Source organism: Kocuria tytonicola (assembly GCF_003687175.1).
Classification (GTDB): Bacteria; Actinomycetota; Actinomycetes; order Actinomycetales; family Micrococcaceae; genus Kocuria; species Kocuria tytonicola.
In genome coordinates, this window is sequence record NZ_RDEX01000002.1 from 138,978 (window position 1) to 150,746 (window position 11,769).

Annotated in this window: 8 protein-coding genes and 1 pseudogene; 5 read left to right on the top strand and 4 right to left on the bottom strand. The window is 74.2% G+C overall.

The window, feature by feature from the left end; genetic code table 11:
• Nucleotides 1–38: 38 nt before the first annotated feature.
• Both EAE32_RS08885 and EAE32_RS08890 read left to right on the top strand, forming a co-directional pair.
• Complete coding sequence (locus tag EAE32_RS08885; RefSeq protein ID WP_121864916.1) at nucleotides 39–1,310, top strand: L,D-transpeptidase; 1,272 nt, start codon at nucleotides 39–41, stop codon at nucleotides 1,308–1,310.
• Nucleotides 1,311–1,317: 7 nt separating this feature from the next.
• Nucleotides 1,318–2,043: a TIGR01906 family membrane protein gene (locus tag EAE32_RS08890; protein ID WP_243635661.1), complete on the top strand. Its 726-nt coding sequence runs from the start codon at nucleotides 1,318–1,320 to the stop codon at nucleotides 2,041–2,043.
• On the opposite strand, the gene EAE32_RS08895 is transcribed toward EAE32_RS08890, so the two are convergent.
• Nucleotides 2,027–3,646, bottom strand: coding sequence for a dolichyl-phosphate-mannose--protein mannosyltransferase (locus EAE32_RS08895; protein WP_121864918.1), 1,620 nt, complete (start codon nucleotides 3,644–3,646; stop codon nucleotides 2,027–2,029). The genes EAE32_RS08890 and EAE32_RS08895 overlap by 17 nt on opposite strands.
• Before the next feature lie 147 nt (nucleotides 3,647–3,793).
• Here EAE32_RS08895 and rsmI point away from each other — a divergent pair, with 147 nt between their 5' ends.
• On the top strand, nucleotides 3,794–4,681 hold the full coding sequence (gene rsmI / locus EAE32_RS08900) for a 16S rRNA (cytidine(1402)-2'-O)-methyltransferase (RefSeq protein ID WP_121864919.1): 888 nt from the start codon (nucleotides 3,794–3,796) through the stop codon (nucleotides 4,679–4,681).
• An 85-nt stretch (nucleotides 4,682–4,766) separates the two neighbouring features.
• Here the strand turns inward: rsmI and EAE32_RS08905 are convergent, their stop codons facing one another.
• From EAE32_RS08905 to EAE32_RS08915, 3 genes are read right to left on the bottom strand one after another with little or no spacing between them, the layout of a single operon-like run.
• The gene (locus tag EAE32_RS08905; RefSeq protein ID WP_243635662.1) at nucleotides 4,767–7,262 is read right to left on the bottom strand and encodes a transglutaminase TgpA family protein; all 2,496 of its coding nucleotides are present in this window, start codon (nucleotides 7,260–7,262) and stop codon (nucleotides 4,767–4,769) included.
• Nucleotides 7,259–8,671: a DUF58 domain-containing protein gene (locus EAE32_RS08910; protein ID WP_121864920.1), complete on the bottom strand. Its 1,413-nt coding sequence runs from the start codon at nucleotides 8,669–8,671 to the stop codon at nucleotides 7,259–7,261. Before EAE32_RS08910 ends, EAE32_RS08905 begins: the two co-directional genes overlap by 4 nt.
• Nucleotides 8,668–9,618 carry an AAA family ATPase gene (locus tag EAE32_RS08915; protein WP_121864921.1) on the bottom strand — a complete coding sequence of 317 codons (951 nt, stop codon included), beginning with the start codon at nucleotides 9,616–9,618 and terminating at the stop codon, nucleotides 8,668–8,670. The genes EAE32_RS08910 and EAE32_RS08915 overlap by 4 nt, the downstream gene beginning before the upstream one ends.
• A 159-nt stretch (nucleotides 9,619–9,777) precedes the next feature.
• On the opposite strand from EAE32_RS08915, the gene EAE32_RS08920 reads away from it, so the two are divergent.
• Together EAE32_RS08920 and rsmA are read left to right on the top strand one after the other, a co-directional pair.
• On the top strand, nucleotides 9,778–10,779 hold the full coding sequence (locus tag EAE32_RS08920; protein WP_121864922.1) for a TatD family hydrolase: 1,002 nt from the start codon (nucleotides 9,778–9,780) through the stop codon (nucleotides 10,777–10,779).
• Nucleotides 10,780–10,823: 44 nt separating this feature from the next.
• A pseudogene (rsmA, locus tag EAE32_RS08925) lies at nucleotides 10,824–11,699 on the top strand (16S rRNA (adenine(1518)-N(6)/adenine(1519)-N(6))-dimethyltransferase RsmA); the annotation flags it as partial.
• Between the last annotated feature and the right edge of the window lie 70 nt (nucleotides 11,700–11,769).

Genomic DNA, 11,769 nt, shown 5'->3' on the forward strand with positions numbered 1-11,769 from the left:
GGCGGACGGCAGGCCGCTCTCCCCACCACGAGGTTCCCATGACGTCTTCGCTCCCGACCCGCCCGCCCACCGGTCCGGTGGCACCTGCCCGTCGCGGCGGTGCCCGCACCGCACTGACGTGCCTGGGTCTCGTGGCCCTGCTCGGACTCACGGGCTGCGCCTCCGGGGGCGACGACGCCGCACCCGCGGGGGCCTCGGGCTCACCCGCCGCGGAAGGGGCGCCGGCACGATCGAGCGCCGCGGCGGCACCCACGGTGAAGGTCACCCCGGGCACGGATGCCACCGCCGTGAACCCCGCGGACCCCGTGGTGGTGCGCGCGGACGCGGGGGAGCTCACCAGGGTGACCCTGACGGCGTCGTCCACCGGCAAGACCACGGGCGGTGAGCTGAGCGAGGACAAGCGGGAGTGGCGCACGTCCGAGCCGCTGGAGTTCCACGAGACCTACACCGTGGAGCACACCGCGCGCAACGGGGACGAGGAGCGTTCGGGGCGGTCCGTGTTCAGCACCGTGGACGCGGCCCACGAGGCGGACGTGAGCCTCAACGTCCAGGACGGGCAGACGTACGGCGTGTGGCAGGTGGTGGAGTTCGAGTTCTCCGAGCCCGTGACCGACAAGGACGCCGTGGAGAAGGCCGTCACCGTGGACGGCGCCCACGAGAAGGGGCAGTTCCGGTGGTACTCGGACCAGAAGCTGCGCTTCCGCCCGGAAAAGCCCTGGACCCCGGACTCCACGGTCAAGGTCAGCGCGAACATCCTGGGCACGCACCTGGGCAACGGCATGATCGGCAACGGCAACAAGACCGTGTCCTTCAAGACCGGGCCCGAGCAGCGCGCGTACGTGGACGACACCACCAAGACCCTCGTGGCGTACGTGGACGGCAAGGAGACCGGGCGCTGGCCCGTGACGCTGGGGGACCCCGAGTGGCCCTCCACCACGGGCAAGAAGGTCATCCTGGAGCAGGCCGCCTCCTATCCGTTCAAGGCGTCCTCCCTGAACCTCAAGCCGGGGGACCCGCACTACTACCCGCCCTTCGACGCGACCAACGTGTCCCGGCTGACGTGGAGCGGGGAGTTCGTCCACCAGGCGCTGCCCTCCGCGTGGCCGGTGCTAGGCGTGGCGAACGTGTCCCACGGCTGCGTGGGCATGCCGCCGGAGGGCGCCTCCTACATCTACGACGTGTTCCGCCCCGGTGACATGGTGGAAGTGGTCAACACGAACTACCCCCAGGCCGACCCGGCGGACGGGTACGGGGACTGGAACATCCCCTTCGAGCACTATGCGGACGAGAACTGGCACGGGAACTGGTGATCCGCCCGTGAGCTCCGCAGCGCCCTGGAACCGTGCTCCCCGGCCCACCGTGCCGCAGCGGGTGCTGCAGTGCTTCCTGGCCCTGTCACTGCCGGTGCTGTGGCTCGCCCTCGCGGTGCGGCTCGTGGCCACGCCGGTGTTCCTGTGGCTCGAGTACCACCGCCCGGGCTTCCCCGCGGACCGCTGGGGGATGGACGTGGAGGAGCGCACGACGTTCGGCTCCTACGGACTGGACTACATCATGAACCTGGCCCCGCCCGAGTACCTGGGTGGGCTGGTGAGCCCCGAGGGCGGACTGGCCTTCACACCGTCCGAGGTCTCCCACATGACGGACGTGCGGCACGTGCTGCAGTGGGGGCTGCTGGCCGCCACGGCGCTGCTGGTGTTGAGCGCGCTCGCGGGCTGGTACCTGCACCGCACGGCGCCGGGGGCCGCGTCCCGTGCCTGGTTCGCGGGTTCGTGGCTCACGGTGGGTCTGCTGGTGGCGGCCGCGGTCTCCGCCCTGCTGGGCTGGGAGCAGTTCTTCACGGCGTTCCACGGGCTGTTCTTCAGCTCCGGGACGTGGACGTTCAGCACCACGGACACCCTGATCCGGCTCTACCCCGCGCAGTTCTGGGTGGACGCCGCCCTCACGGTGGCCCTGCTGACCCTCGCGGACGCGTTCCTCACGATGCTGCTGACGTCCCGCCGCGCACGGCGGCTCCGGGACCGGCGGCTCAGATCCAGGAGCTGAACCACATCCGCCAGCGCCAGTGCTCGTACGGGATGGTCTGACCGGTCCACACGGGCCAGAAGAACACGGCCAGGGCAACCACCACGAGCAGGTACACCACAGTGACCGTCCGCCACCGCCGGGCCCGCACGGGGCCCACCACGCGCTCGTTCGCCCTCGCCTCCGGGGTTCCCGCGGTCGCACCCTCCCGGGGAACGCCGAGTCTGCCCGTGAGCACACCCACCGCCCCGGCGACGAGCAGCGCCATGGCCGGGAAGTAGGACAGCGCGTAGAAGAAGAACATGGTGCGCTCGGGGTAGAGGAACCAGGGCAGGTAGCCCGCGGCGTAGACCCCCACGAGGGTGCCGAAGCGCCAGTCCCGCCGCACCGCCCACAGCCACACGCCCAGCAGCACCGCGAGGACGCCCACCCACCAGACGGCGGGGTTGCCCACGTTGAGGATCGCCTGGCTGCACGAGTCCACGGCGCACCCGTCCGTGCCCCTGCCCGGGGACTCGTAGAAGTAGGACGTGGGGCGGCCCATGAACGGCCACGTGGCCGGCCCGGCCATGTAGGTGTGGTGGGCGTCCAGACCCGTGTGGAAGGAGTACGCGGACACGTGGTACTCCCACAGTGAGCGCAGCGCCGGGGGCAGCCACTGCGGGCCCTCGCCCGGGTTCAGCTCCGCCCAGTGGCGGTCGTAGCCGCCGTCCGTGAGCAGCCACCCGGACCACGTGAGCACGTAGGTCACCGCGGCCGAGCCGATCATCGTGAGGAAGCCCCACGGGCCGTCCTTGAGCACCGCGCCCGTGGTCCAGTGCTTCACCCCGGCCACCCGGCGGGCGTTCACGTCCCACAGCACCACGAGGATGCCCAGGGCCGCGATGCTGAACAGCGCGTTCCACTTCACCGCGGCGGCGGCCCCGCACGCGACGCCCGCCGCGATCCGCCACCACCGGATCCCGAGCCACGGGCCCAGGGACGAGCCGGGGAGCCGGGCGAGCAGGCGGCGTCGTCCGTCGTCGCGGTCCAGCAGGGCGAAGACGAGGGCGAGGAGCAGGAAGAACATCAGGAAGATGTCCAGCAGGGCGAGGCGGGACTCCACGAGGTGCAGCCCGTCCAGGGCCGTGAGCAGACCGGCGACCGTGGCCAGGGACACCGAGCGGAACAGCAGCCAGCCCGCCCACCAGATCAGCGCGATGGACAGGGTGCCGACCACGGCGGCGGAGAAGCGCCAGCCGAACGGGTCCTCCGCGCCGAAGAGCCAGAGGCCCCCCGCGATGAGCCACTTGCCCAGGGGCGGGTGCACCACGAAGGACGGGCGGCCCTCGGTGTCCGGGATCTGCCCCGAGACGAAGCCATCGTCCGCGCCCTCCGGCCACTGCTGCTCGGTGCCGTGCAGCAGCAGGGACCAGGAGTCCTTGAGGTAGTAGGTCTCGTCGAAGACCACGGCGTGCGGGGAGGACAGTCCGGTGAAGCGCAGCACCCCGCCCAGGACCGTGACCAGCACGAGCGGGACCCACCAGTACCGGGGCAGCCGCGTGACCGCGGGCAGCAGCCGGTCGCTCAGGGTGGGCGCAGCGCTGACCGGGGGGCAGACGGGGGAGAAGGCGGTGGAGGGCACCGACCCATGGTAGGTCGCGGGCCCGGGCGCGGCCGGGTGCGCGGCGGGTTCCGGAGCCCGACGCCGCGCCGTCGGTCCCCTCCGGGCGAACGGGGCGCGCCCGGCCGCCTGCGTGACCCGGGTGGACGGGGTTCGTAGAGTGGTCGTGTGAATCCGCAACAATCCACCCCGTCCCACGGCGCCGAGCAGGGCGGCGGCTCCGTGGTGGTCGTGGGCACCCCCATCGGCAACCTCTCGGACGCCTCCCAGCGGCTCAAGGACGTGCTGGCCACGGCGGACGTCCTCGCGGTCGAGGACACCCGCACCCTGCACCGGCTGGCCACGGGACTGGGCGTGAGCGTCACGGGCCGGGTGGTCACCCACCATGAGCACAACGAGAACGCCCGCGCCGCAGAGCTGCTGGACGAGGTCCGGCAGGGCCGCACCGTGGCCGTCCTCTCCGACGCCGGCATGCCGACCGTGTCCGACCCCGGCTTCCCGCTCGTGCGCGCGGCGGCCGAGGCGGACCTCACCGTGTCCGTGCTGCCCGGCCCGTCCGCGGTGCTCGCCGCGCTCGCGGTCTCGGGGCTGCCCACGGACCGCTTCACGTTCGAGGGCTTCCTGCCGCGCAAGGCGGGGGAGCGCGCGGGGCACCTCGCGGGGCTGCGCGACGAGCAGCGCACCATGGTCTTCTACGAGTCCCCGCACCGGCTGGCCGAGATGCTGGCCGCCCTGCGGGACGCCCTGGGCGGGGAGCGCCGCGCCGTGGTGTGCCGGGAGCTGACCAAGCTCCACGAGGAGGTGCTGCGCGACGACCTCGACGGGCTGCTCGCGTGGGCCACCGGGAACCAGGTGCGCGGTGAGACCGTGGTGGTGGTCCACGGTGCCGCTCCCGCCGCCGCGCCCGAGCCGGAGGAGCTCGTGGGCGCGGTCGAGGACCTCGTGGCCACGCAGGAGATCAAGCTCAAGGCAGCGGCCCGCCAGGTGGCCACCGAGCGCGGCGTGAGCACGCGCCGGCTCTACGACGCCGTGATCGCCGCCCGCGCCGAGGGCTGAGCCACCGCGCCGTCGCACCCGTGCCCAGCGGGGTGCGACGCCGCCCGGTCCTGTGCGTCGCGTGGGGGCCGGGCGGCGTCGTGGCTCAGCGGCGGGGGCCCGCGCCCGGGTGCCGACTGCCCCGGTGCCGCCACAGGGAGGCGGGCCACCACGCGGCGCGCAGGCGCCGGCCCCGAGAGGCCCGGTGCCGGAACTCGTCCCGCACCCGGGCGAGGTCCTCGGGGGTGGCCTGCGGGCGCCACCGGGTGTCCGGCGCGCCGTAGCTCGCGGACTCCAGGTCCGCGAGGACCCGCTCCACCGGGGCGTGCGCCCCCGGGATGCCCGCGGCGAGCCGCCGCGCCCGGACCCGGGGGGTGTCGGAGACCCGGGAGGAGACACCGTAGTCCTCGGCGAGCGCCCGGAACTCGTCCCACGCCGCGTTCGCACGCCGCTGGGGGGACAGCGAGGCGTCCTGCATGGCGCGCACCCGGGCCCGACGACGCCGCCCGCGCAGCCACCGCGGCAGCACGGCGAGCAGGAGCGCGAGGGGGACGAGCAGCGCCGCGGCCAGCAGCCACCACGGGATCTGGAACGCGGGGGAGTGCTGCTCGGGCGGGGCGGGCTGCTCACTCGCCGGACCGGTCGGGGTGGCACCGGGCGGGGCCGGGTCCGAGGATGTTGCGCTCGGACGGCCGCTGCTCTGCCCGGGGGAGCTCGGGCTCGGCGTGGCGCTCGCCGACGAGTCCTTGCCCGCGCCCGCCGGGTCCGGGGCGTTCTCCGGGGCGTAGTCCGGGGTGGAGGGCACCCCCGGGGTCGGCTCGAAGCGCACCCACCCGACGCCCTGGAAGTACAGCTCCGGCCAGGCGTGGGAGTCGCCGGTGCCCACGGGGAAGGACCGGGCGCCGTCGGCCCCGGTGGTCGGAGCCGTGGGGAGGTAGCCCACCGCGACGCGGGCGGGGATGCCCATTTCCCGGGCCATCAGGGCCATGGCGGGCGCGAAGTGGCCCGAGTACCCGGCGTGGGTGGCCATGAACTTCTCCAGGGAGGCCGTGCCGCCCGCGTCGTAGCCCTGGGCCAGCGGGGCGTTGACGTCGTAGCGGAAGTCCCGGCGCAGGTGGTTCTGGATCGCGAGCGCCCGGTCGTAGTCGGTGCGGGCGCCGTCCGTGTACTGGCGGGCGGCGTCCGCGACGGCCTGCGGACGGTCGGCGGGCAGCTTCAGGTAAGGGGCCAGGGCGTCGTCGGACGCGGCCGAGGGGGCCCGGCGCAGGGAGTCCGGGGTGGCGTGCGGCAGCGTGGAGGTGACGGTGTAGCTCGCCCCGGACATGCCCGCGGCGGAGCTGTGGACGGAGAGGTCCCGCGGGCTGAAGCCCCAGCCGTCGTCCCCGAGCCCGGTGACGTCCACGGGGGCGTACGGTGCGGGGAGCCAGTGCTCGGTGTAGTTCTCGAACGTGACCTTGGAGGTGACCTCGGTGCCACCGGGCACCGCGGCGTGCGCGGCGGCCGGGAGCCGGGTGAGGTCCGCGTCCAGGTTCTCGGTGTCCGGGAACCACTCGTCCTGGGAGAAGTCCGAGAGGGTGAGCAGGCGCATGTACTGGGCAACGCCGTCCGAGGTGGTGTAGCTGAAGCGCCGCGCGCGCTCGTCGGAGCGCAGGTCCTGGCCCACCGCGCGCAGCGGCCCCACCCCGGCGGCCCGTTCCGAGGTGAGGGAGCTGCCCTGGGGGAACGCACCGTTGAAGAAGCCGGGCATCACCGAGGGCACGAGGAGCACCACGGCGAGCACCCCCGCGACCACCAGCAGGGCGCGGGGGCCGCCACCGGGGGTGGGGGCGATCCGCCGGGCGCGCGTGGCGCCCCAGCGGCGGGAGCCGGCCAGCAGGGCCAGTGCCGCGAGCGCCGCCGCCGCGAGACCCGGGGTGCTCACGCTGCCGGGCAGCGTGAGGGCGGGCACGAGCAGCAGCGCCAGGACGCCCCAGCAGGCGAGTCCTGCCGTGCGCAGGCCCACCAGGACCGTCTCCATGAACACCGTGACCAGTCCCACCAGGACGCACAGCACGAACGACAGGCCGGGGTCCGGTCCGTACGGTGCGCCCTGGCGGGAGACGAAGTCACCGGACTGCGCCCACAGGGCGGAGGCCGCCGTGAACGTCCCGCCCGTGGGGATGAACCCCAGCAGCGCGCGGTCGTTCAGGTGCACCAGCGTCAGCGCCAGCAGCAGCGCGGCGAGCCCCAGCAGGGTCACGAGGGCCGAGGGCAGCCGCAGCCAGCGGGCCGCGCCCGTCACGAGCAGCACGGTGAGCACGGTCGCCGCCACGGGGATCACCCACCAGAGCCCGTCCAGCGCACCGGCCATGCCCACGCAGCCCAGCGCGGTCACCACGAGCAGCAGGAGGCTCAGCGGCACCACGCGGGGACGGGGGAGACGAGCCGGGGCGCCCACTGCGGCGGTTCCGGTGGTGCCGCCGCTCCCGGTGGCGCGGTCGAGGGGGCGACGCCGCGGCATCGCCCCGCCGGGACGCTCACCCCCGCGCGTCCCGCGGGGCGCGCGGGCGTCGTCGGCGGCGCGGTCCCACGGGGAGCGGCGGGGGGATTCGGGGGAGCTCATGCGGTGGTCCTCGATCGGGTGCGGCCCATGACGTCGTCCATGCTCAGCTGGGGCGCACCGGGTTCGGGTGGGGGTGGTGCCATGAGGGAACCGCCGCCGGTCACGGCCAGCCACGCGGCGTCCACGTCCGTCCAGCGGCTCGCGAGCACCACGGACCAGCCCGCTGACTCGAACACGTCCGCGCTCTCCGGGCGCACGAGCGGGGCCGCCACCACCATGACCACGGAGCAGGATGCGCTGCCCGCGGTGGCCTGCACGTACCGGCGTGCGGCGTCCGGGGAGAGCGTGCCCGTGAGCAGCAGCACGGGATGGACCAGGCCCTCACGGTCCAGTCGCACGGTCAGCGGGTCGCTCGCCGTCCCGGGCTCGGGGCGCGGGGCCAGGGCCACCTGGGACAGGCCGTGGACCACCTCGGTCGCGGCGGTGTCGCCCACCGCGGTGTCCCGCAGCTCGGCGGCCCCGGAGTTCCCTCGCGGCAGGGGTCTGCCGCGGTCGTCCAGGGCGTGCACCACGGTCTCCCGGCGGGTGAGGTGCTCGACCACCGAGGCCGCCGCGGTCACGGCCCACTCGAACTCGTGGGTGGAGGGCAGCACACCGGCCCACACGCGCTCGCCGGGCCAGTGCTGCTCCACGGTGTCCAGGATCACCACGGCCTTGCGCGTGCTGCGGGGATCCTCCTGGCGCACCATGAGCTCGCCGTGCTTCGCCGACGCCGCCCAGTGCACCCGGCGCATCGGGTCGCCGTGGCGGTACTCGCGGGTGGTCACGTTGTCCGGACCGGGCTGGGGCTGGGCCCGGCGGGCGGGGTCGTTGCCGGACTCCCGTGCCAGGGAGGCCCCGTGCTCCGTGAGCTCCTCGGGGTCCGGGGCCACGTGCAGGGACGTGCGCTCGGCGACGTCCAGCAGCTCGGTCACCACGCCGAACGGATCGTCCACGCGCACCGTGGCGGGGCCCAGCTCGTGGATCCCACGCCGCCGCGGCCGCACCGTGTAGCCCACCGGCGCCCCCGAGACGGGCACCGAGAAGTCCTGGTCCCGGCCCAGCAGCGGGTCCACGCGTTCGTGCACGTCCACGGCCGCGCGGTCAGCGGTGGTGGATCCCGGGGTGCGCCCGCGCGTTCCGAAGGCCGAGCGGCGTCGCACCTGCAGGGCCACCTGGGCGGCGTCGCCGAGCGTGACGAGGGGCGGGTCCACCGAGCGCTTGAGCAGCACGCGGGGCTTGAGCAGCCACATGGCGAGCGCCGACATCAGCGGGACCATGCCCAGGAACAGGGACAGGGCGAGGACGTCCTTGCGACCGAGCCACGTGGCGGCAGCCAGGCTCAGCACGGCGGCGGTGAGGAAGCACCAGCCGCGCACGGTGAACTTGGCCCGGGAGTCCACCCGGGCCGGGGTGGCGGCGGGGGTCATCGGGTCTGCGGGGCGTCTTCGGTGGGGACCCGGACGTCGTCGAGGATGCTCCGCACGATCTCCTGTGCGCTGTCCGCACCCGAGCGGCGCTCCAGGAGGAGGCGGTGGGCGAGCACGGGCACCGCGACGTCCTTGACGTCGTCCGGCAGGACGTGGTTCCGCCCGGCCAGGGCGGCCTGTGCCCGTGCGGCGGCCTGGAGCTGGAGGGCGGCGCGGGGGCTCGCGCCCAGGCGCAGGTGGGGGTGCGTGCGGGTGGCCGCGCACAGCGCCACGATGTAGCGGCGCACCGCGGTGGACACGTGCAGGGACGCCACGTGCTGCACGAGCGCGCGGGCCTGGTCGATGTCCAGCACGGGGGCGAGGTCCGCCAGCGGGGAGCCCGAGCCGTGGTCGGAGAGCATGGCCACCTCGGCGTCCGCGTCCGGGTAGCCCATGGAGATCCGTGCGGTGAAACGGTCCCGCTGCGCCTCCGGGAGGGGGAAGGTGCCGTCCATCTCCACCGGGTTCTGGGTGGCGACCACCATGAACGGGGTGCCCAGCCGGTAGGTGGTGCCGTCCGCGGTGACCTGGCCCTCCGCCATCGCCTCCAGCAGTGCGGACTGGGTCTTGGCGGACGCACGGTTGATCTCGTCCCCGATCACGATGTTCGCGAACACCGGGCCCGGCTTGAACTCGAACTCCCTGCGCGCCTGGTCGTACACCGAGACGCCCGTGATGTCCGTGGGCAGCAGGTCCGGGGTGAACTGGATGCGGCTCACCGAACCGCCGACGGCACCCGCCAGGGTCCGCGCGAGCATCGTCTTGCCCACGCCGGGGACGTCCTCCACCAGCAGGTGGCCACCGGCCAGCAGGACCGTGAGGGCCGTGCGGGTCTCGGCGGGCTTGCCGTCGATGACCGCGTTCATGCGGTCCAGGACGGCCTTCGTGTGGGCGGCGAACTGCTCCATGTTTCCTCGTCTCACGGGGGCGGGGGCGGGGGCGGGGGTGTGACTGGGGACCATGGTCTCAGGAAACTCCGGGGTGCATGGGCATTGCCGGACGGGCGGGGCGGTCGGGGCGGTCGGTGCGGGAGCCGGGCGGGCGGCGTCGTCGCCTATCGTGGGGGCGTGATCGAGACAGCGCTGACCGAGTCCCTGTGGAGCCGTGGCCAACGGCCCGAGCCCGTGGCGGGCGAGACCCCCGCCGCGTACCGTCCCGAGTGCTATGCGCTCGCGGGTGACACCCCGAACGGGGAGGGCACCGAGCGGCGCGCGGACACGGACGTGCACGGGCAGAAGCGCAACCTCGTGTTCCCCGCGCTGCCCGAGCCGCTGCCGCACCCCGTGGTGGACAACCACACCCACCTGGACATGCAGGACGGCCGGGTGCGGGTGTCCGTGGTGGACGCGCTGGCCACCGCGCGGGACGCCTCGGTGGCGGGGCTCGTGCAGGCGGGGTGCGACGTCGAGTCCTCGCGCTTCGCCGTGGCCGCCGCGCAGGCGGTGCCCGGGGTGCTCGCCGCGGTGGCGCTGCACCCGAACGAGGCTCCGCAGCTCGCCCGCGCCGGGGAGCTGGAGGACGCGCTGCGCAGCATCGACGCGCTCGCCGCCGAGGACCGCGTGCGGGCGGTGGGGGAGACCGGGATGGACCGGGTGCACACCCCCGAGGAGGGACTGGCCGCCCAGGAGGAGTCCTTCCGCGCCCACATCCGGATGGCCAGGGAGCACGGGTTGGCCCTGCAGATCCACGACCGCGAGGCCCACGAGGACGTGCTGCGCATCCTGCGGGACGAGGGCGCGCCGGAGCGCACCGTGTTCCACTGCTTCTCCGGGGACCCGGAGCTCGCCGCGGTGTGCAACGAGAACGGCTGGTACATGTCCTTCGCCGGGACCGTGACGTTCAAGAACGCCAAGGCGCTGCAGGCCGCTCTGCGGGTGGCGGACCCGGCACTCGTGCTGTGCGAGACGGACGCGCCGTTCCTCACGCCCCATCCGTTCCGGGGCCGGCCCAACGCGCCGTACATGGTGAACTGCACGGTCCGCGGCATGGCCGGGATCCTGGAGACCGACCTGGAGACGCTGTGCCGGCGGATCTGGGACAACTCGCGGGCGGTGTACGGGGAGTTCTGACCCGCGTTCCGTGTGCTGCCGGGCCCGCCCCGTAGGATTGTCCGGTGACCGAGCACAGCACAGCCGGCCCGCTGCTGGGGCCCGCGGAGATCAGGGAACTCGCCGACACGGCGGGCATCCGCCCCACCAAGACCCTGGGTCAGAACTTCGTGATCGACCCCAACACCATTCGCCGCATCGTCGCGCAGGCCCACCTCTCACGGGACGAGCACGTCCTGGAGGTGGGGCCCGGGCTGGGGTCGCTCACGCTGGGGCTGCTGGCGGCGTCGTCGGCGGTCACGGCGGTGGAGATCGACCCGCCGCTCGCCCGCCAGCTGCCGGAGACCGTGGCCCGCTTCTTCCCGGAGGGGGCGGGGCGCCTGCGCGTGGTGGAGGGCGACGCCGCCCGCGTGCGCGAGCTGCCCGGGGGCACCGAGCCCACGGCGCTCGTGGCGAACCTGCCGTACAACGTGGCGGTGCCGGTGCTGCTGAACATCCTGGAGGCGTTCCCGTCCATCCGCCACGGGCTCGTGATGGTGCAGGAGGAGGTCGCGGACCGGCTGGCCGCGGGCCCCGGGTCGCGCGTGTACGGCGTGCCGTCCGTGAAGGCGTCCTGGTACGCGGACGTGCGCAAGGCCGGGGTGATCGGCAAGAACGTGTTCTGGCCGGCACCCAAGATCGCCTCCGGTCTGGTGCGCTTCGAGCGTCGCGAGCCCCCGGTGGCGGACCGCCTGCGGATTCCCACGTTCGCGGTGGTCGACGCCGCGTTCGCCCAGCGGCGCAAGACCCTGCGGGCCGCGCTCAGCAGCTGGGCGGGGTCCGGTGCGCACGCGGAGAAGATCCTGCGGGAGGCCGGGATCGAGCCCGCCCAGCGCGGGGAGAAGCTGGACGTGGCGGACTTCGCACGGATCGCGGAGGCATCCAACGCGGTGGCCGCGGACCGCGGGGACCCGGCCCCGCCCAGTGCCCCGGAGGACGAAACCGCCCCGATCGACACGGACGCCGCCAACC